Source organism: Methylobacterium sp. J-070, assembly GCF_022829385.1.
In the GTDB taxonomy this organism is placed as follows: domain Bacteria; phylum Pseudomonadota; class Alphaproteobacteria; order Rhizobiales; family Beijerinckiaceae; genus Methylobacterium.
The window spans coordinates 1-18725 of record NZ_JAKSXX010000293.1 but is presented as its reverse complement, the minus strand read 5'-3'; the positions used below and the strand labels follow the sequence as shown (position 1 = coordinate 18725).

Here is an 18725-nt window from a genome sequence, read left to right as displayed (position 1 = left end):
CAAGCTTGCCTTGTCAAAGCCATAACCCCGCGGTACGGCAACCCACGCCCAGGGCGCAAGCGCTGTCGGAATCCCGTGCCGGCGGCGACGGTTGCGTCCCGTCCGTCAACACGCTCTCTGGGGTCCCGATGCGGCGCCGTCTCGTCCAGTCCTTCGCGCGCCTCGCTCTGATCGGCCTCGCGGGAGCCGGCCTGTCCGGTTGCATCGGCGAAGAGCTCCGCCACGGCTACCAGGTCGATCAGGCGGCCCTCGCCACGGTCAAGCCCGGCATGAGCCCCGAGCAGGTGCTGCAGATCCTCGGCACGCCGTCGACCGTGTCCACGGTGGGCAACAAGTCCTGGTACTACATCTCGCAGAACACCCGCCGGACGGTCATGTTCCTGGGCGAGCAGGTCGAGGATCAGACCGTCACGGCGGTCTACTTCACCCCCGGCTTCAAGGTCGAGCGCGTGGCCCTCTACGGCCTGCAGGACGGCCGGATCTTCGACTTCATCGAGCGGACCACGCCGACCAGCGGCGCCGACCGCGCCTTCATCAGCCAGCTGTTCCGCGGCCTGACCCGCTACGAGCCGTTCGGCAGCGGCAACGGCGCCAGCGTCGTGCCGGGCGCGACCCGCGGCCAGTAGTCGGCGCCCCCTGCCACCAAGGCGCCGATCTCGGCGGGCTCGGTGAACAGATAGTCGGGGCCCTGCGCCGCCAGCGCCTGGGGATCGGTATAGCCCCAGGCCACGGCCCCGAACGGGCAGCCGACGGCGCGCGCGGCCTCCAGGTCGCGGATCTCGTCGCCGATGCAGAGCGCGCGATGCGGCACGACGCCCCTGCGCGCGAGCAGCCCCCGCAGCCGCTGCGCCTTCCCGAACAGCGAGGCGCCGCAGGCATAGGCGCCGATGCGGGCCGCGTTCTCCGGCCCCAGCACCCGGCGGACCGTATCGGCGCGGTTCGACGACAAGATCGCCGGCGTCACGCCCGTCTCGGCGATCGCCGCCAGCATGGCCGGCACGCCCGGGAACAGCGCGATCTGCCCGGCATCGCGCGCGGCCAGCGCGTGCATGTGCCGGGCGATGAACGGCAGCTTCCATCGCGGGATGCCGAGATGCGCCACGATCGCGCGGGCGCCCTGCAGCCGCAGGCCCTCGACCTCGTGGGCTTCGACCCGTCGAAAGCGGTAGCGGTCGGCGACGCCGTTCAGGACCGAGCAGAACCAGTCGAAGCTGTCCGCCAGGGTCCCGTCGAAATCGAGCACGACGAGGTGCGGCCCGGCGGCGCCGGTGCGGAGGTTCATCGGGGAGGCCATAAGGTTTGCGCGGCCGCGATCCGCGGGACGGGACCCGTCTCCGGCCGGCACCGCGCGCTCCCCCTCGCGGGCGGACCGGCGGATTTCCGACGCGCCGTCGGAGGGGGCGGTGGCGCGTGCCGGGGATGCGTGACCATCGACGGCCGACGCCCGCTCAGGCGCGGAGGTTCTCGAGCGGGACGCTGAGCCGCATCAGGAGGCCGCCGGGGGCCCAGTCGCGCTCCAGCACGCCGTCGAGCTGGCCGGCGACGCTGCGCTCGGCCAGGACCGTCCCGAAGCCCTTCCGGGACGGCGCGCCGGTGACCGGGGGGCCGCCGGCCTCCGCCCAGGTCAGCGTATAGCGCTCCGCCTCCCGGTGGCCGCTCAGGGCGACGCCGCCCTCCTTGGTGGAGAGGCCGCCGTACTTCATCGCATTGGTGGCCTGCTCGTGCATGATCAGCGCGAGGGCCGTCGCGGTGCGCTCGCCGATCTCGGCATCGTCCCCCGAGATGGCGACCCGGGAGCGGCCGCCCTCCTCGTAGGCAGCCATGATCAGGCGCATGAGCCCGAAGACCGTCTGGCCCGCCACCGCGGGGGCGCTTTCGGGCGTATGGGGACGGACGTATTCGTGGGCCTGGGCCAACGCCCCGAGCCGCTCGCGGAAGGCGGTGGCGAACGGCTTGGCGGCCGGGTCGCTGCGCGCGGTGAGCGCCGCGAGGCCGCCGACCACCGCGAAGATGTTCTTGATCCGGTGGGACAGCTCGCGGATCAGCAGGTCGCGGGCCTCCTCGGCGCGCTTCGACTCGCGCAGGTCGCGGGTGACGGTGGCGTAGCCGATCTCGGCCCCGGTGGAGTCGCGCACCGGGAAGATGTTGTAGAAGACCGCCACCGGCTCGCCCGTGCCGACGTGGCGGAACGTCAGCTCGCCCTCCCAGAAGCCGTCCCGGCGCACGGCCGGCATCGCGGTCTCGGTGAGGATCCGGCGGCTCTCGTCGGTGAAGAAATCGGGGATCCGGAGGCGGCGGGCGGCGGCGAGATCGGGCAGGCCGACCAGCGCCAGGGCCGCCTCGTTGAGGTGGGTGATCGCGCCGTCCAGGGTGGAGAGGCCGATGAAGTCCTTGGAGGTCTCGACGATCGCGGCGAGCTTGCGCGCCTCGGTCTCCGCCCGCTTCAGGTCGTCGATGTCGGTGCAGGTGCCGAACCAGCGCTCGATCCGCCCGTCCGCATCGCGCAGCGGCATGGCGCGGCCCAGGGTCCAGCGATAGGCGCCGTCCCGGTGGCGCAGGCGATACTCGATCTCGTAGGGCTCGCCGGTGGACAGCGAGTGGCGCCACCGGGCCCAGGCCCGCTCCTGGTCGTCGGGGTGGAACACCCCGTTCCAGCCGGTGCCGTCGGTGGAGCCGTAGGGCACCCCGGTGAACTCGTACCAGCGGTCGTTGTAGTAGTCGTGGAACCCGTCCGGCAGCGTGGTCCAGACCATCTGGGGCATCGCCGCCGTCATCACGCGGAAGCGGCGCTCGCTCGCGGCGATCTCCGCCTCGCGGACCGCCACCCGGGCGAGCGTGCGCCGGTGTTCCAGCAGGCTCGAGATCTGGCGGGCCAAGGCCGTGAGCGTGGCGGTCTGATCCGAATCGAGACCGTCCGGCCGCGGCGCCCGGTCGAGCACGCAGAGCGCGCCGAGGGGGATGCCCTGCGCGCCACGGATCACCGCGCCCGCGTAGAACCGGAAGGACGGCGCCCCAGTGACGAGCGGGTTCTCGATCGTCCGCGGATCCGCGGTCAGGTCGGGGATGATCAGCAGGTCGCCCGCCTCGATCGTGTGGGCGCAGACGGAGCAGTTGATCGGCAATTCACGGGTGCCGAGGCCGACCTCAGACTTGAACCATTGCCGCTCGGCATCCACCAGGCTGACGAGGGCCACGGGCGCGCGGCAGACATAGGCAGCGACCCGGACGAGATCGTCGTAGAGCGGCTCCGGCTCGGTATCGAGAATCGCGAGGTCGTGCAGTTCGGCGACCCGGTCGGCGGTGCTCCAGGGCCCGACGGTCGATTCGGATCGCGCGCTTATGTGAGGGGGCACAGCCATGGTCTCGCGCACACATAGGCGCGCCCGGGCCGGATGCATAGGCAGCAGCGCCGATTAAGGTTTTCGCCGCCCCGGTTCCCGCCGCCGGGCAGCCGGGCCGCGGCGAAGCATCGGTTTTCGGGGCGCTTCAGGCCGGTCGATGCGGTGCCGCGCGCCCCTGCGATGGCGTCTCGGTCACTGCGCGTCGAGCGCGGCAACCCGGTGCGGCGCACGATCACGGCTCGTCGCGGATCCCTCAGTCGCTTCGCTCCGCGCACGCGATCCCCGCGCATCCGGGGCCCGCCACGCAGGTCCCGGACGCGCGGTCATCCTGTCAGGCCGCGCGGGCCTGGCTCAGGGTCGGATAGTCGATGTAGCCCTCCGGGCCCTGGCTGTACCAAGTGGCGGCCTCGTCCTTGTTGAGCGGCGCGCCCTTGGCGATCCGCTCGACGAGGTCGGGGTTGGCGATGAAGGTGCGCCCGAACGCGATGGCGTCGGCCACGCCGGCATCCAGCGCCTTCTGGCCGCTGATGCCGTCATAGTCGGCGTTGAGGATCATCGGGTTGCGGAACACGCGCCGCATCGCCGGGGCGATCGGCGGATGGTCGGCCTTGCCGAAGGTCCCGTCCGGACCCGGCTCGCGCATCTCCAGGAAGGCGATGCCGACATCGGCGAGCGCCTGGGCGGCGGCCACGAACAGCGGCTCGGGGTTCGAGTCGTTGCAGCCCTGGATCGCCCCGTTGGGCGACAGGCGCACGCCGGTGCGCTCGGGCCCCGCGACCTTCGCCACGGCCTCCGTCACCTCGCGCAGCAGGCGCACGCGGTTCTCGATGGAGCCGCCATACTGGTCGGTGCGGTGGTTGGTGCCGTCCCGCAGGAACTCGTCGATCAGGTAGCCGTTCGCGGCGTGGATCTGCACCCCGTCGAAGCCGGCCGCGAGCGCGTTGGCGGTGGCGCGTTCGTAGTCGCCGAGCAGCCGCGGGATCTCGGCGACCTCCAGGGCGCGGGCCTCGGCGTAGGGCTTCTTGCCGGCATAGGTGTGGGCCTGGTCCGGGGCCGTGGTGGCGGAGGCCGAGACCGGCTTCGCGCCGCCCAGGAAGTCCGGATGGACCAGTCGGCCCATGTGCCAGATCTGGCAGACGATCTTGCCGCCCCGGTCGTGGACGGCCTTCACGATCGGCCGCCACGCATCGACCTGGGCGTCGGACCAGATCCCCGGCGCGTAGGGCCAGCCGAGGCCCTCCTGGGAGATGCCGGTGGCCTCGGTGAGAATCAGGCCTGCGCTAGCGCGCTGGGCGTAGTACTCGGCCATGATCGGGGTCGGCACGTGCTCACTTGTGCCGCGGCCGCGGGTGAGCGGCGCCATGAAGATCCGGTTCTTCGCCTCGATGGCGCCGATACGGATCGGGTCGAGCAGGGACGGCATGGGTTACCTCGTGCTGGTGCGGCGGCGCCGCATCCGGTGCGTTCCGGCGCCGAGGTGGCGCTGCGGCGCGGCGATGCCAAGGTGCAATGCAACAGCGCGGTCAGCGGCGTGCGGGGGCGCACATGGCAGGATGGACCAGAGAGGACGGTTACCGAGACGGATCGAATGGCAACGCGCATTCCGCTGCAAGCCACGCGAGCCGACGCATCATCTCTCCCAGTCCAGGCGCTGTATCAGGCATGCGCGGGAGGCGGGCCGTATCAGGTTGAGCGCAAAGATCCCGGACCGCAGGCCCGACTTGAGCCAGTCTTTGTCCTTCTCCCGCCAAGCTACGATCTTGGGTAGGGCGATGTCCTCGGGATCGGCGACAATCACCGTGACGCCGGGACAGCCCGAGCTCTCGTATGGCACCGCGCGCTGCTGCCAGTCGGTCGGCATAACAGCGGTTCCGGCAGAGACCCCGTCGCAGTAATAACCGTACTGTTGGTGGAAGCTCGATCCTCGGCCAATGTCGGCTTCAATGGCGTCCGAAACCGCCTCCGAGTCCGGCACATCGGGGACAAAGAGATCCACCTCAGGGGTCAACAGCATGTCGCCTGGTATGTTGTTGCACCGAACGAGGATGACGGCAGATCCGACGAGCACGAAGCGCCGATGGCCCGTCAACGTGCTGGCGGCCCGCACCAGGTGATCGAGCTTGTCCCGGCGCATCATCCGGCGAAATCCACGGCACTATCGCTCAACGCTGGGCTATCCCTGGAGCCCGTGTTCGTTCCTCGGGTGGAACCACGACGAAGACCGGCTGGGTATCGCGCAGAAGGTCCCCTTGCGGGGTATCCGCCAGCATCTGCCGCACGATCTGCCGGACATCCTGGCGAAGGAGATCCATCCAGAGTGCGTAGTACCGGGCCTGCGCCGGATCTGGGCGCACACACCGCTCCAGATAGGCCCTGCCGTTGTTCACCAAACCGGGATCATCTTCGAGTCGAATGGCAACGCGCCTCGCCACGTCGTAGGATCGCCGCTTGCTGCGGTCGTGAAAGTCCAGCTTCACCGGCAGATCGCCGACGAAACGTTCTCCCTCGGTCATAGCGGAGTCTCAGCGCATCCGGTTTGGCGCGCGCAGAGCACAGCGCGGCTTCCGAAGGCTACGAAACCCGATCGTGCCCCTTCATCACCGGCCACGGCATCATCGCCACTACAAGGATGGAATGTGCTCCACGGCGGGATCTGAAAGTCCCGCCGTGGACTTCGTCGCCCCTCAGCTATGCGCCAGCACCGCCAGCAGCAGCAGCGCGATGATGTTGGTGATCTTGATCGCGGGGTTCACCGCGGGACCGGCCGTGTCCTTGTAGGGGTCGCCCACGGTGTCGCCGGTCACCGCGGCCTTGTGGGCGTCCGAGCCCTTGCCGCCATGGTGGCCGTCCTCGATGTACTTCTTGGCGTTGTCCCAGGCGCCGCCGCCCGAGGTCATCGAGATCGCCACGTAGAGGCCGGTGAGGATCACCCCGAGCAGGCTCGCGCCGACCGTGGCGAAGGCCTGGCTCTTCCCGGCGATGAGCTGGATCACGAAGAACAGCACCACCGGCGACAGCACCGGCAGCAGCGATGGGACGATCATCTCCTTGATCGCCGCCCGGGTCAGCATGTCGACCGCCCGGCCGTAATCCGGCCGGTCGGTGCCCTGCATGATCCCGGGCTTCTCCCGGAACTGGCGCCGGACCTCCTCGACCACCGCGCCGGCCGCGCGTCCCACCGCCGTCATGGCGATGCCGGCGAACAGGAACGGGATCAGCCCGCCGAGCAGCAGCCCGACCACCACGTACGGGTTGGACAGGGAGAAATCGACGCTGACGCCCTGGAAGTACCGGTACTGCGTCGGGCTGGCATTGGCGATGAAGTAGTTCAGGTCCGACGTGTAGGCGGCAAACAGCACCAGGGCGCCGAGGCCGGCCGAGCCGATCGCGTAGCCCTTGGTCACCGCCTTGGTGGTGTTGCCGACCGCGTCGAGGGCGTCGGTCGACTTGCGCACGTCCGGGGGCAGGCCCGCCATCTCGGCGATGCCGCCGGCATTGTCGGTGACCGGCCCGAAGGCGTCGAGGGCCACGATGAAGCCCGCGAGCGCCAGCATGGCGGTGACCGCGATGGCGATGCCGAACAGGCCGGCGAGCGCGTAGGTGCTGATGATGCCGGCCACGATCACGAGGGCGGGGAGCGCCGTCGATTCGAGGGAGATCGCCAGCCCCTGGATCACGTTGGTGCCGTGGCCGGTGACCGAGGCGTCCGCGATCGACTTCACCGGGCGGAAGTTCGTGCCGGTGTAGTACTCGGTGATCACCACGATCAGCGCGGTGATCGCGAGCCCGATCACCGCGCAGCCGAACAGGCCGGCCGAGGTGAAGGTGACGCCGGTCGAGGTGGTGAACGTGGTCGCGAAGCCGCCGAGCAGGGTCATGTTGACGGCGGCGATCGCCGCCACCGAGAGCACGCCCGCGGTGATCAGCCCCTTGTAGAGCGCGCCCATGATCGACTGGTTGGCCCCGAGCCGCACCGCGTAGGTGCCGGCGATGGAGGTGAGGATGCAGGCCGACCCGATGGCGAGCGGGTAGAGCATCATCGGCTCCAGAACGTCCCGGCCGCTGCCGGTGGGGCCGGAGAAGAAGATCGCCGCCAGCACCATGGTGGCGACGATCGTCACCGCGTAGGTCTCGAACAGGTCGGCCGCCATGCCGGCGCAGTCGCCGACGTTGTCGCCGACGTTGTCGGCGATGGTGGCGGGATTGCGCGGGTCGTCCTCCGGAATCCCGGCCTCGACCTTGCCGACGAGGTCGCCGCCGACGTCGGCGCCCTTGGTGAAGATGCCGCCGCCGAGGCGGGCGAAGATCGAGATCAGCGAGGCGCCGAAGCCCAGCGCCACCAGCGCGTCGATGACCTCGCGGCTCGACGGATCGAGATGGGCGCCGCGGGTGAGGTACAGGTAGTAGAAGGCGACCCCGAGCAGCGCGAGACCGGCGACCAGCATGCCGGTCACCGCCCCCGACTTGAAGGCCATGTCGAGGCCGCCGCCGAGGGAGGTCGAGGCGGCCTGCGCGGTGCGCACGTTGGCCCGCACCGAGACGTTCATGCCGATGAAGCCCGCCGCCCCCGAGAGCACGGCACCGATCAGGAAGCCGATGGCCACCTTGATCCCGAGGACCACGGCAAGCAGCACGAACAGGACCACGCCGACGAGGCCGATGGTCGTGTACTGCCGCCGGAGATAGGCCTGCGCGCCCTCCGCGATGGCGGCGGCGATCTCCTGCATGCGCTGCGTGCCGGCGTCGCGTCGCATCAGGTCGAGGATCGTGACGATGCCGTAGGCGACGGCGCAGAGCCCGCCCACGATGATCAGAACCAAGGGAATCATTCGACCGTCCTTGTTATTATCGTGCCTGGCGGGGGCTTGTGATCGGCGAGCTCGACCGCCGGACGACGGCCATGGGACGCGGTGCTCGGATTCGGGGCTTTCCTTCCCAGAACAATGCCTTGATTGCCAAACTTCGCCGGAGAGCGCAAACGCTGTGTTTGAACCTAGTTTGCAGTGCGGCAGGAAAATGCTGCATTGCACCAACCGCTGACTGGCGGTAGCAATGCACTATCTTGCGGCGCCCGGACACCGGTCCACCGTCATTTTCGAACCCGGCCACGGTGTACCGGGATCGTCCGCCAGGCTCCTTCGATCAACCGAGTAAGGTTTCCGTCTGAACGCCCCGGTTGCCCACGTCCCTCTCCGTCAGCGCGCGCGGAACGACCCGGGGCAGCACCCCAGCGGCGAGCGTGCCGCTGTCCCGGCCTGCCTCCGCTCGCAGGGACGGCGGTGCCGAATCCATCATCCCACACGGCCCCGGGCCGGCTCGCCCGCGAAGTCCCGGTCTCCCGGGCAGCCCCTCAGAAGTGGCTGAACGCCCCGGCCGCGAACGCGCGCGCCGCGCCGTCGGCCATCGCGAAGCGGGGCGGCCCGTCGCCGGACGTGACCGTGCCGATGGCGGCGAGGGGAATGCCGGCCTCCGCCATCTCGCCGCGGAGGGACTCGAGATTATCCGGCGCCACCGCGCACAGGATCTCGTAGTCGTCGCCGCCGGTCAGGACCGTGTCGATCAGGCCGGGCTCGGCCGCGCAGGCGCGCCTTGCCGCCGCCGAGAGCGGCACGGCGGCCACGTCGATCCGGGCGCTCCGGCCCGCACCCAGCATCCGGGCGAGGTCGCCCGCGAGCCCGTCGGAGACGTCCATGGCGGCTGAGGCGTGGCGGCGGATCGCGGGTGCGGCGGCGAGGCGCGGGCGCGGATGCAGGTAGCGGTCGGCCAGAACCGCCCGCAGCGCCGGATCGAGACCGGCCGCCCAGGGCGCCTCCGGCTCCAGACGCAGCCGCAGGCCGAGCGCCGCGTCGCCGATCGTGCCGGTGACGCAGATCCGGTCGCCGATCCGCGCGGTGGTGCGCCGCACGATCGCGCCGGCCGGCACCTCGCCGATCAGGCTCACCCCGATCAGCGCGGGACCGCGGGACCGCACGGTGTCGCCGCCGAGGAGCGGGCAGCCCGCCTCCGCGGCCGCCCGGCCGAGCCCGGCCGAGAACTCGGCGAGCCAAGCCTCGGTCCAGTCGTCGGGCAGCGCCAGGGTCAGCAGGAAGCCGCGGGGGACCGCGCCCTTGGCGGCGATGTCGGAGAGATTCACCCCGAGCGCCTTGCGGGCGATTGAGGCCGGCGGATCCTCCGGAAAGTAGTGGATCCCCGCCACCACGGCGTCGGCGGTGAGCACGAGGTCGTGGCCGGGGGCCGGCGTCAGGGTGGCGGCATCGTCCCGGAGCCCGTCCGCGCCCGGCCCCGCCAGCGGGGCGAAGTAGCGGGCGATCAGCGCGGCCTCGGAGGCGCGGGCCGGCCCGGTCACCGATCAGGCCTCGTCGGTGGGCGACGTGTCGGCGGGGGATGAATCCGCGGGGAGCGGCTTGGACGAGCCCGGCTTGCCGGAACTCCTGCCCGCCCCCTTGCTCCCCGCCTTACCCGCACCCTTGGCGGGCCCGACCTCCCCCGGCCGGACCTCCCGGGCGAGCCGGTCGAGCACTGCGTTGACGAGGCCCGGCTCGTCGGCGGTGTAGAAGCTGTGGGCGACGTCGACGTATTCCGAGATCGCCGCCCCCACCGGCACGTCGGGCCGGAACATCAGCTCGTAGGCCCCCGCCCGCAGGATCGCCCGGAGCACGATCTCGATGCGCCGGAGCGGCCAGCCCTGGGCGAGGGCCTGGTCGAGCTTCGGATCGATGGCCCGCTGCTCCTCCACGGTGCCGCGCAGGAGGTCGCGGAAGAAGGCGGTCTCGGCCTCGGGATGCAGGATCCCGTCGACCTCCCGGCCGATCCAGAACGCCTCGAACTCGGCGAGCGCGTCGAGGACACCCTTGCCGGAGATGTCCATCTCGTAGAGCGCCTGCACCACGGCGAGGCGGGCGCCGCTGCGCGGGCTGATCGCCCGGGCGACCGGCTTGTCGCTCGTCTTGTCGGCCGTCTCCGGCTTCGTGTCGGTGGTCCCGGTCATGTCGGTTCTCGTCATCGCGGGCGGGAAGCCTCGGCCGCGCGCTTGAGGGCGAGCACCCCGAGCGCCGCCTCGGCCGCGCCGCCGCCCTTGTTCATCTCGGCGACCCGGGCGCGGGCGAGCGCCTGCGCCTCGGTCTCGACGGTCAGGATGCCGTTGCCGAGCGGCACGCGGCGGTGCACCGACAGGTCCATCAGCGCGCGGGCGCTCTCGCCGGCCACGATGTCGTAGTGGCCGGTCTCGCCGCGGATGACGCAACCCAGCGCCACCACTGCATCGTAGGGCTCGGCGTCGAGCAGGATCGCCACCGCGGCGGGGATCTCCAGGGCGCCCGGCACGGTCACCACGGTGGCCCGGGCGGCGGCGGCCTCGATCGCCGCGAGCGCGCCGGCGAGGAGCTCATCGGCGATCGCATCGTAGTAGCGCGCCTCGACGACGAGGATCCGGGCGCCGGCGAGCGCCGGGTCGGTGGGCTTGGGCGCCGCATCGGCGCGGAAATGGGCGACCATGTCTCTCGTCCGGCCGGGTTTTCGGGGATCGGCGGGCGGCCCGCAGGCCTCCGTCCGGGGGAGGACGGTTAGACCGAAGCGGCCGGCGCCACAAGCGGTCGGGGGGAGTGGTTCGAAGGGGAGCGGCTTCCCGGCGAGCCCTGCGCCCGGGACGAGGTTGCGGTTCATGCTGCGCCGCCCCTGTCCCGGACGGGTGGAGCGGCGCGGAACCCGATCCGAGACACGGCACGCGAGCCCGCCGCGGAAGCGGCTCCGAAACCCTACCCCACCAGCGGCGGCAGCGGCGCGGCCTCCCCCTCGGGAAGCGCCGTGCGGGCGACGTTCATGGTCATCGCGAGCAGCGCGTAGTAGCCGTTCAGGCCGGTGAGATCGACCGCCCCCTGCTCGCCGAAGCGCGCCACCACGGAGGCGTAGGTCGCCTCGCTCACCGCGCGGTTGCGCATCAGCTCGGTCGAGAAGGCGTAGGCCAGGGCCTCGTCGGCGCTCATCGTGTCGGGGCGGCGCCCCTCGGACAGCGCCTGGGCGGTCTCGGGGGCGACCCCGGCCTTGAGGGCGATGGGCAGGTGGATCGACCACTCGACCGGCTGGCTCCAGTCCCGGGCGACGATCAGGATCGTGAATTCGCTGATCCGCAGCGGCAGGGCGCTGCCGTAGCGCAGGTAGAGCCCCATCCGGCTCGCGCACTGCATCAGCTCGGGGCTGCGCAGGAGCGGCACGAACGGCCCGAAGACCGGGACGCCGCGCTCGGCCCGGAACGTCTCCGCGGCGGCGGCCTGGGCCTCCGAGAGGCTGTCGGCCGGGATCCCCGGCATGCGCTCCGCGCTGGTCTGCCCGCTGGCCATGGCGTTCCCGCTCTCCTGTGTCGTCCCGAGACGCGACGCGCTCTGGATTTCCGGTCCCCGTGCGCCTAGACCGTTGAGGCTCACCGGCACGACCCGCGCCCCGATCGGGGCGCGAACCCTACCGCCAGCGAGGCTTACGGCTTTGGCCCTCCCCGTCAACGAACGCCGGCGCATCATGCTGCTCACGGGCGCGAGCCGGGGCATCGGCCACGCCACGGTCAAGCGATTCTCCGCGGCCGGCTGGCGCGTGATCACCTGCTCGCGCCACGCCTTCCCGGAGAACTGCCCCTGGGAGATGGGGCCCGAGGACCATCTCCAGGTCGACCTCGCGGACGCGCAGGACACGATGCGGGCCGTCGAGGAGGTCCGGGGCCGGCTCGACGCCGAGGGCGGCGTGCTGCACGCGCTCGTCAACAACGCCGGCATCTCGCCCAAGGGTCCCGCGGGCGAGCGCCTGGGGGCGCTGGCCACCGAGTTCGACGGCTGGCAGCGGGTGTTCCAGGTCAACGTCTTCGCCACGATCCTGCTGGCCCGGGGCCTGCGCGACGAACTCGCCCGGGCCAGGGGCTCGATCGTCAACGTCACGTCGATCGCGGGCTCGCGGGTCCACCCCTTCGCGGGGGCCGCCTACGGCACCTCCAAGGCGGCGCTCGCCGGGCTGACCCGGGAGATGGCCGCCGATTTCGGGCCGCTCGGCGTGCGGGTGAACGCGATCTCGCCGGGCGAGATCGACACCTCGATCCTGTCGCCGGGCACCGAGAAGCTCGTCGAGCAGATCCCGCAGCGCCGGCTCGGCACCCCGGACGAGGTCGCCAAGGCGATCTACTTCCTGTGCACCGACGCCTCGTCCTACGTGAACGGGGCCGAGCTTCACATCAACGGCGGCCAGCACGTTTGACCAGAGCGCTCTCCGCCGCAGGGGCGACCGGTCCGGCGCGCGAACGCGCGGAAGCACGCGAACTCGAACGCGGACCTCTCGAACGCGGCCTCGGAGCCGTGCCCCTGGACCGGGCGGCTTATCGCCGGCGCGCACCCGGCGTCCGCGGCCGGACGCTCGCCGTCGGCCTGGTCCTGTTTGCGGCACCACTCGCCGCGCGGGCGGAGCCCGGCGTGCGGATCCTCGACCTGCCCTTCAAGGTCCGCGCCCTGCGGGGTCCCCGCAGCGAGGCCGCGGTCTCGGTGGCGACCTCCGGCCTCCTGACGATCGCCGGCGCCAAGGTCGGCCAGCCGGCCGGGCGGCAGGTCGGCGACGAGGAGAGCGCGCCGATCGCCCTGGTCTGGGGCGAGGCGGGGGGCGCCGTGCTGGCCCTCGCCGATGGGACCGTCACGGTCCGCCCGATCGGACGGGAGACGGTGGACGGGCTGACCGCCGCCGAGACGCCGCGGGGGGCCCTGCCCGGCTCGCGCCGGGCGCTCTCCGGGCCGCTCAGCGCCTATCTCACCGGGCGCACCCGCGCGGCAGACGGGAGCGAGGCCGCCTCCGTGCTGACCATCCGCGAGCGCCAGCCGATGGCGGTCAGCACCGATCCGAAGCCGGTCCCGGTGGCCACCGTCACGGTGCCGGCGGGGGGCGAGGCGGTGTTCGCGCCCCTGCGGCCGCGCCTGCTGCGCCTCGGCGACCGGCCGGCGCTCCTGGCGGCGACGCGCTCGGGCGCGGATGCGGGCGGGCTGGCCCTCGTCGATCGCCCGGACGGGACCGCCTGGTCGGTCACGGCGCGCACGCCGCCGCAGCCCGGTCCGCCCCTGAAGATCGCCGGCGTCGCCGACTTTGCCGGATCCGGGCAGCCCCAGGCCGCCACGGTGAGCGCCCGGGGCGTGCTCCAGCTCTGGACGCTGCATCCCGGCAGGATCGAGCCCGCCGGCTCGGCGGAGGGCTACGCGGCCGGGGACGGTGATTCGGATCTCGCCGTCACGGCCCCGAACGGCGGCGGCGATCCCGAACTGGCGCTGCCGGTGGCGGGCCGGCCGGAGATCGCCCTCGTCACTGCGCGCGGATCCCTGCACGAACGCCTGCGCGTGCCGCTTCCGGCCCCGGCCGAGACCGGCATCGTGGTCCTCGGCGAGGGCGCGGCGACGCGGCTCGTGATCGGCCTCGCCGACGGGCGGGTGGCGGTCGTCGCCCCCGAGGGAGGGACGCCGTGACCGCCGAGGCGCCGGCGGCCGAGAGCCGGCTGTTCCCGGCCCGACCCTTCGTGGGCGCGTCGATCGCGGTGATCCGGGGCGACCGGGTCCTGCTGGCCGCGCGCGCCAACGAGCCGATGCGCGGAGTCTGGACGCTGCCCGGCGGCCTCGTCGAGGCCGGCGAGACCCTGGCGGAGGCGGCCCTGCGCGAACTGTCCGAGGAGATCGGCGCGGCGGTCGGCCTGCCCACGGAGGTGGTCGGCGTGCTGTCGCCCACCGAGATCATCGTCCGCGACGAGGCCGGGCGCGCCCGGCACCATTACGTCGTCCATCCACACGCGGCCCTCTGGCACGGCGGCGAGCCGGTCGCCGGACCCGAGGCCCTCGGAACCCAATGGGCGACGCTGGCGGAGGTCGCGGCCCTGGCCACGACCCCGGGCCTGTCCGACACCCTGCGCGAGGCGTTCGCGCGCGTCGCGGCCCTGCGCGCCGGAGCGGCGACGTGAGGCGCCCGGCCTCGATCGCGTGCCTGCTCGCGGTGCTCGCGGGCGCCGCCGCCGGGCCGGTGCTGGCGCAGCAGCGCTCCGGCCGCCCGGCCGCCCCCGCCGCCAAGGAAGCCCCGAAGGAGGCGTCCAAGGAGGCGAACGCCCCCGCGGACGCGCAGGCGCCGTACGACCGCGAGCTGTTGCGGATGTCCGAGATCATCGGGGCGCTGGCGTTCCTGCGCGGCCTGTGCGGCACGGCCGACGCCGCCGACTGGCCGGCCCGGATGAAGGCGCTGATCGAGTCCGAGGGCGTGACGCCGGCCCGCCGCGATCGGCTGGCCGGGGCCTACAACCGCGGCTACCGCGGCTACGCGCTGACCTACCGGGTCTGCACGCCGGCCGCCCACGAGGCGGCCGCCCGCTACGTCGTCGAGGGCGACCGGCTGTCGCATGCGCTGGCCGGGCGTTTCGGGGGGTGATGCAGGCGCAGCACACCGCGCGACGATGCCGGCGAAGCATCGGATTTGAGCCCTCGCGTTAACCGATTTGAAATTCCCGGCTGGCCGAGCCGCCGGGACCTGCTTATCATCCGTGGTGTCCGTCGGGTCTTGGGCCCGGCGCAGCGGAAGTATCGGGTCATGCAGCACATCTCTCACACCGCCCCCATCGAGGTCGATGTCGAGGAGAAGCGCGTCGCGCTGAGTTACGTCTCGGAAGCGTTCGCGGAAGGCTGCCTCGACGGGCTCGACGGCGATTGCATGGCTCAGGCCGCGCTGTTCGCGGCCTTCCAGGAACTGGTGATGACCTACGGCGAGGAGGCGACGGCGCGCTACGCGGAAGGCTTCCCCGAGCGCATCCGCGGCGGCGCCTTCACGACGACCCTCCAGCACTGAGGCCCCGCGCCGGGCGGTTGAGCCGCGGGCGGGCCGCGCCTACCTCCCGGCCGCACGGTCCGGATCGTCGGACCGCTCCCGTCGCGTGAGGAAGTGCCCGCCATGCCCGTCGCCCTGTTGCCGGACCGCGCCCTCGTCGCCGTCACCGGTCCCGACGCCGCCGCGCTGCTCCAGGGCGTGCTGACCTGCAACGTCGAGACGCTCCAGGCCGGGGAGGCGCGGCTGGGCGCCCTGCTGACGCCGCAGGGCAAGGTCCTGTTCGACTTCCTCGTGTCGCGGATCCCGGACGGCTTCCGGTTCGACGTGCGGGGGGACCGGGCGGCGGATCTCGCCAAGCGCCTGTCGCTCTATCGCCTGCGCGCCCAGGCGGCGATCGCCGCCGATCCCACCGTCGCGGTGGCGGCCGCCTGGGACGGGGCGGCGCCGGCCGCCGCCGAGGCCGTCGCCGATTCCCGCCATGCCGATCTCGGCGCCCGGCTCTATGCCGCCGAAGGCGCGTTCTCGGCCGACGCCGCGGAGGCGGATTACCACGCGCACCGGATCGCGCTGGGCATCCCCGAGGGCGGGCGCGACTACGCGTTCGGCGACGCCTTCCCGCACGAGGCGCTGATGGACCAGCTCGGCGGGGTCGACTTCCGGAAGGGCTGCTATGTCGGCCAGGAGGTGGTCTCGCGCATGCAGCACCGGGGCACCGCGCGGACGCGCATCCTGGCGGCCACCTATCCGGACGGCATCCCCGAGCCGGGCACCGGGATCGCGGCCGGCGGCAAGGTCCTCGGCACCACCGGCAGCGCCGCGGGCGGACGCGGCCTCGCCCTGGTCCGCCTCGACCGCCTGGGCGACGCGCTGGCGGCCGGGGAGACGCCGCTCGCGGGCGGCCAACCGGTGCGGCTGGAGCGGCCGGCCTACGCGCGTTTCGCGATGCCGGAGGCGGCCGACGCTGCGGGTTGACGATGGATCGTGCCGCTTCGCGGCGAATCCTGTGCTGGATCCCGGGTCGCATTCCGCTGACCCTTCATGCGCCCGGGAATGGGCGGCGCGATGTATCCTGCAGCACGCCTTTCCCGGCCGGGTGGAGCGAAGCGGAACCTGATCCCGGACCCCGCACGCGAAGCGCCGCGATAGCGGCTCCGCTGCACCGATGGCGTTCCGCTCCTGTTCTCGCTAAACCGGTCCCATGTCCGAGATCGGCCTGATCGACCATCCCGATGGCTGCGCCCGCTGCTGGTGGGCCGGCCTCGACCCGCTCTATGTCGCCTATCACGACACCGAGTGGGGCGTGCCCGAGCGTGACAGCCGCGCCCTCTACGAGAAGCTGATCCTCGACGGGTTCCAGGCCGGCCTGTCGTGGATCACCATCCTGCGCCGCCGCGAAGGGTTTCGCGACGCCTTCGCGGGTTTCGAGCCGGAGCGGATCGCCCGCTTCACGGAGGCCGACGTGGCGCGGCTGATGACCGATACCCGGATCATCCGCAACCGCGCCAAGATCCAGGGCACCATCGCGGGGGCGCGGGCCTGGCTGCGGATCGAGGAGCAGGGGCCCGGCTTCGCGCGCTTCCTCTGGGATTTCGTCGACGGACGCCCGATCCAGGGCACGGCCCGGACCCGGCCGGAGATCCAGACCGAGACGCCGGTCTCCCGGGCGATCGGCAAGGCGCTCAAGGCGGAGGGGTTCGCGTTCTGCGGACCCACCATCGTGCACGCCTTCATGCAGGCGGTGGGGATGGTCAACGACCACCTCGTCGGCTGTCACCGGCACGGATCCTGCGCCGGGCTGGGGCGGGCGCCGTGAGCGCGCCCGCGCCGCGGGCGTGGCAGCGGATGCTCTCCGGCCGCCGCCTCGACCTCCTCGACCCCGCGCCCCGCGACATCGAGATCGCCGACATCGCCCACGGCCTCGCCCGTGTCGCCCGCTGGAACGGCCAGACAAGGGGACCGCACGTCTTCTCGGTGGCCCAGCACAGCCTGCTGGTCGAGGCGGTCGGCCGCCACATCGTCCCCGCCTGCGCCGATCCGGACAGCCTGGAGCTGCTGCTGCACGATGCGCCGGAATACGTGGTGGGCGACATCATCTCCCCGCTGAAGGCCGCCATCGGCGATGCCTATCGCGGGGTCGAGCTGCGCCTGCTCGCCGCCATACGCAGCCGCTTCGGCCTGCCCGCCCCGGCGCCGACGCTCGCCCGCCTGGTGAAGCGGGCCGACCGGATCGCCGCCCATCTGGAGGCGGTCCGGCTCGCCGGATTCGCGCCCGACGAGGCGGCGCTCCATTTCGGCCGGGCCACGGATCTGCCGGGCGCGGTCGTGGCGCTCGCCGAGCCGTGGCCGACCGCCGAGGCCGAGGCGCGCTTCCTCGATCGCTTCCGGAACCTCAGCGGAACCTGACCGCCTCGCCCTCGATCCGTCACGATCGCGCGTCACTGGCAGCCTCACCATGCCGACCCTTCACGTCTGCCCCCTCTCGCGGCTGCCCGAGACCGTCGCCGCCACCGGCGCGAGCCACGTGCTCACGCTGATCAATGTCGGCACGCCCCTGGAGCGGCCGGCCCTGATCGATGCCGAGAATCACGCCGTCATCGGGGTCAGCGACATCGCGGAGGCCCGCGACGGACATGTCTTGCCGGCCGAAGACCATGTGGCGCGCCTGCTCGACTTCGTCCGGGCGTGGCCCCGGGAGAAGCCGCTCGTCGTACATTGCTACGCGGGGATCAGCCGCTCGACCGCGGCGGCCTATATCGCGGCCTGCGCGCTGGCGCCGGAGCGCGACGAGGGCATGATCGCCGACGCCCTGCGGGCGGCCTCCCCGTCGGCCACGCCCAACCCCCTGTTCGTCGCGATCGCCGACCGGATGCTCGGCCGCGAGGGCCGCATGGTCGCGGCCATCGCCCGGATCGGCCGCGGGGCCGACGCCTTCGAGGGCACCCCGTTTTGCCTGGCGCTCGCGTGAGGGTGAGGTGTGGCGCAAAGGCCGCCGCGCCGCGTCAAAACGGGCTTGAGCGGGCTGGCGCGCCCCATCCCCGGGTTGTAGCCCCGGGGTCGAGCGCCTTAGAATCTCCCCAAAGGAAGTATCCGGGATGAATGCGAGCCGACCCGAGGTGGCCCCCGCCGCCGGCGACCTGCCCTTCGAGAAGGCACTGGAACAGCTCGAGGAGATCGTCCGCCGGCTGGAGCGGGGCGACGTGCCGCTCGACGAGTCGGTGGCGATCTACGAGCGCGGCGAGGTGCTGAAGAAGCATTGCGAAGCGCTTCTGAAGCGGGCCGAGGCGCGGATCCAGCGGATCACCCTCGGCTCCGACGGGCGGCCCGAGGGCGTGGCGCCGCTCGATATGTCCTGAGGCTCGGCGGTCCGACCGATCCCGTCCGATAGAGGTTGATGCCGTGGCGATTACCCCCGAGCAGAGCGCGCTTCTCGACCGTATCCCGAACCCCGCGGCGTTGCGGGGTCTTCCGGAGTCGGATCTTCAGGCGGTTGCGGACGCGGTGCGGGCGGAGATGATCGACGCGGTGTCGATCACCGGCGGCCATCTGGGCTCGGGGCTGGGCGTGGTCGAG

The 18725-nt window shown here is 72.3% G+C and carries 22 protein-coding genes; 12 read left to right on the top strand and 10 right to left on the bottom strand.

Annotated features, from left to right (window positions below):
• Nucleotides 1-128 precede the first annotated feature (128 nt).
• Nucleotides 129-626 carry an outer membrane protein assembly factor BamE gene (locus MKL01_RS33975; RefSeq protein ID WP_243909575.1) on the top strand — a complete coding sequence of 166 codons (498 nt, stop codon included), beginning with the start codon at nt 129-131 and terminating at the stop codon, nt 624-626.
• On the opposite strand, the gene MKL01_RS33970 is transcribed toward MKL01_RS33975, so the two are convergent.
• The 10 genes from MKL01_RS33970 to MKL01_RS33925 form a co-directional block, all read right to left on the bottom strand.
• Nucleotides 563-1282, bottom strand: coding sequence for an HAD hydrolase-like protein (locus tag MKL01_RS33970; RefSeq protein ID WP_243909574.1), 720 nt, complete (start codon nt 1280-1282; stop codon nt 563-565). The two genes, MKL01_RS33975 and MKL01_RS33970, sit on opposite strands and share 64 nt — an antisense overlap.
• Nucleotides 1283-1448: 166 nt before the next feature.
• Entirely contained in the window at nt 1449-3359 is a 1911-nt protein-coding gene (locus tag MKL01_RS33965) for a PAS domain S-box protein (RefSeq protein WP_243909573.1), read from the bottom strand.
• 313 nt (nt 3360-3672) lie between these two features.
• Nucleotides 3673-4764 (bottom strand): alkene reductase, encoded by a 1092-nt coding sequence (locus MKL01_RS33960; protein WP_243909572.1) that lies wholly within the window; start codon nt 4762-4764, stop codon nt 3673-3675.
• A 207-nt stretch (nt 4765-4971) separates the two neighbouring features.
• Nucleotides 4972-5478, bottom strand: coding sequence for a DUF6036 family nucleotidyltransferase (locus tag MKL01_RS33955; protein ID WP_243909571.1), 507 nt, complete (start codon nt 5476-5478; stop codon nt 4972-4974).
• 25 nt (nt 5479-5503) lie between these two features.
• On the bottom strand, nt 5504-5854 hold the full coding sequence (locus tag MKL01_RS33950; protein WP_243909570.1) for a hypothetical protein: 351 nt from the start codon (nt 5852-5854) through the stop codon (nt 5504-5506).
• Nucleotides 5855-6025: 171 nt separating this feature from the next.
• Entirely contained in the window at nt 6026-8170 is a 2145-nt protein-coding gene (locus MKL01_RS33945) for a sodium-translocating pyrophosphatase (RefSeq protein ID WP_243909569.1), read from the bottom strand.
• A gap of 521 nt (nt 8171-8691) precedes the next feature.
• Complete coding sequence (gene thiL, locus MKL01_RS33940; protein WP_243909568.1) at nt 8692-9687, bottom strand: thiamine-phosphate kinase; 996 nt, start codon at nt 9685-9687, stop codon at nt 8692-8694.
• A 3-nt stretch (nt 9688-9690) separates the two neighbouring features.
• On the bottom strand, nt 9691-10329 hold the full coding sequence (gene nusB / locus MKL01_RS33935) for a transcription antitermination factor NusB (RefSeq protein WP_243909567.1): 639 nt from the start codon (nt 10327-10329) through the stop codon (nt 9691-9693).
• 11 nt (nt 10330-10340) lie between these two features.
• Nucleotides 10341-10835, bottom strand: coding sequence for a 6,7-dimethyl-8-ribityllumazine synthase (gene ribH / locus MKL01_RS33930; RefSeq protein ID WP_243909566.1), 495 nt, complete (start codon nt 10833-10835; stop codon nt 10341-10343).
• 260 nt (nt 10836-11095) lie between these two features.
• Nucleotides 11096-11677: a carboxymuconolactone decarboxylase family protein gene (locus MKL01_RS33925; protein WP_243909565.1), complete on the bottom strand. Its 582-nt coding sequence runs from the start codon at nt 11675-11677 to the stop codon at nt 11096-11098.
• Between the two features lie 175 nt (nt 11678-11852).
• On the opposite strand from MKL01_RS33925, the gene MKL01_RS33920 reads away from it, so the two are divergent.
• The 11 genes from MKL01_RS33920 to MKL01_RS33870 all read left to right on the top strand — a co-directional run.
• A complete protein-coding gene (locus tag MKL01_RS33920; protein ID WP_243909602.1) occupies nt 11853-12575 on the top strand; it encodes an SDR family NAD(P)-dependent oxidoreductase in 723 nt (240 codons plus the stop codon).
• Between the two features lie 98 nt (nt 12576-12673).
• Nucleotides 12674-13819 carry a hypothetical protein gene (locus MKL01_RS33915; RefSeq protein ID WP_243909564.1) on the top strand — a complete coding sequence of 382 codons (1146 nt, stop codon included), beginning with the start codon at nt 12674-12676 and terminating at the stop codon, nt 13817-13819.
• The gene (locus MKL01_RS33910) at nt 13816-14304 is read left to right on the top strand and encodes an NUDIX hydrolase (protein ID WP_243909563.1); all 489 of its coding nucleotides are present in this window, start codon (nt 13816-13818) and stop codon (nt 14302-14304) included. The genes MKL01_RS33915 and MKL01_RS33910 overlap by 4 nt, the downstream gene beginning before the upstream one ends.
• Nucleotides 14301-14762, top strand: a complete 462-nt coding sequence (locus MKL01_RS33905) for a TIGR02301 family protein (RefSeq protein ID WP_243909562.1) — start codon at nt 14301-14303, stop codon at nt 14760-14762. Before MKL01_RS33910 ends, MKL01_RS33905 begins: the two co-directional genes overlap by 4 nt.
• Before the next feature lie 159 nt (nt 14763-14921).
• Nucleotides 14922-15176 carry a hypothetical protein gene (locus tag MKL01_RS33900; RefSeq protein WP_243909561.1) on the top strand — a complete coding sequence of 85 codons (255 nt, stop codon included), beginning with the start codon at nt 14922-14924 and terminating at the stop codon, nt 15174-15176.
• A gap of 102 nt (nt 15177-15278) precedes the next feature.
• Nucleotides 15279-16127, top strand: a complete 849-nt coding sequence (locus tag MKL01_RS33895) for a YgfZ/GcvT domain-containing protein (RefSeq protein ID WP_243909560.1) — start codon at nt 15279-15281, stop codon at nt 16125-16127.
• Nucleotides 16128-16353: 226 nt separating this feature from the next.
• A complete protein-coding gene (locus tag MKL01_RS33890; protein WP_243909559.1) occupies nt 16354-16968 on the top strand; it encodes a DNA-3-methyladenine glycosylase I in 615 nt (204 codons plus the stop codon).
• Between the two features lie 29 nt (nt 16969-16997).
• Nucleotides 16998-17558, top strand: a complete 561-nt coding sequence (locus MKL01_RS33885) for an HD family hydrolase (RefSeq protein ID WP_243909601.1) — start codon at nt 16998-17000, stop codon at nt 17556-17558.
• Between the two features lie 49 nt (nt 17559-17607).
• Nucleotides 17608-18120, top strand: a complete 513-nt coding sequence (locus MKL01_RS33880) for a tyrosine phosphatase family protein (protein WP_243909558.1) — start codon at nt 17608-17610, stop codon at nt 18118-18120.
• Between the two features lie 127 nt (nt 18121-18247).
• Nucleotides 18248-18508 (top strand): exodeoxyribonuclease VII small subunit, encoded by a 261-nt coding sequence (locus tag MKL01_RS33875; RefSeq protein WP_243909557.1) that lies wholly within the window; start codon nt 18248-18250, stop codon nt 18506-18508.
• A 43-nt stretch (nt 18509-18551) separates the two neighbouring features.
• The coding region (locus MKL01_RS33870) for a 1-deoxy-D-xylulose-5-phosphate synthase N-terminal domain-containing protein (RefSeq protein ID WP_243909600.1) at nt 18552-18725 on the top strand (174 nt) is incomplete at its 3' end.

Coding starts and splice junctions, on each gene's coding strand:
- MKL01_RS33975 (WP_243909575.1), top strand. CDS start 129: ATGCGGCGCCGTCTCGTCCAGTCCTTCGCGCGCCTCGCTCTGATCGGC.
- MKL01_RS33970 (WP_243909574.1), bottom strand. CDS start 1,282: ATGAACCTCCGCACCGGCGCCGCCGGGCCGCACCTCGTCGTGCTCGAT.
- MKL01_RS33965 (WP_243909573.1), bottom strand. CDS start 3,359: ATGGCTGTGCCCCCTCACATAAGCGCGCGATCCGAATCGACCGTCGGG.
- MKL01_RS33960 (WP_243909572.1), bottom strand. CDS start 4,764: ATGCCGTCCCTGCTCGACCCGATCCGTATCGGCGCCATCGAGGCGAAG.
- MKL01_RS33955 (WP_243909571.1), bottom strand. CDS start 5,478: ATGATGCGCCGGGACAAGCTCGATCACCTGGTGCGGGCCGCCAGCACG.
- MKL01_RS33950 (WP_243909570.1), bottom strand. CDS start 5,854: ATGACCGAGGGAGAACGTTTCGTCGGCGATCTGCCGGTGAAGCTGGAC.
- MKL01_RS33945 (WP_243909569.1), bottom strand. CDS start 8,170: ATGATTCCCTTGGTTCTGATCATCGTGGGCGGGCTCTGCGCCGTCGCC.
- nusB (WP_243909567.1), bottom strand. CDS start 10,329: ATGACCGGGACCACCGACACGAAGCCGGAGACGGCCGACAAGACGAGC.
- ribH (WP_243909566.1), bottom strand. CDS start 10,835: ATGGTCGCCCATTTCCGCGCCGATGCGGCGCCCAAGCCCACCGACCCG.
- MKL01_RS33925 (WP_243909565.1), bottom strand. CDS start 11,677: ATGGCCAGCGGGCAGACCAGCGCGGAGCGCATGCCGGGGATCCCGGCC.
- MKL01_RS33920 (WP_243909602.1), top strand. CDS start 11,853: ATGCTGCTCACGGGCGCGAGCCGGGGCATCGGCCACGCCACGGTCAAG.
- MKL01_RS33900 (WP_243909561.1), top strand. CDS start 14,922: ATGCAGCACATCTCTCACACCGCCCCCATCGAGGTCGATGTCGAGGAG.
- MKL01_RS33895 (WP_243909560.1), top strand. CDS start 15,279: ATGCCCGTCGCCCTGTTGCCGGACCGCGCCCTCGTCGCCGTCACCGGT.
- MKL01_RS33890 (WP_243909559.1), top strand. CDS start 16,354: ATGTCCGAGATCGGCCTGATCGACCATCCCGATGGCTGCGCCCGCTGC.
- MKL01_RS33885 (WP_243909601.1), top strand. CDS start 16,998: ATGCTCTCCGGCCGCCGCCTCGACCTCCTCGACCCCGCGCCCCGCGAC.
- MKL01_RS33880 (WP_243909558.1), top strand. CDS start 17,608: ATGCCGACCCTTCACGTCTGCCCCCTCTCGCGGCTGCCCGAGACCGTC.
- MKL01_RS33875 (WP_243909557.1), top strand. CDS start 18,248: ATGAATGCGAGCCGACCCGAGGTGGCCCCCGCCGCCGGCGACCTGCCC.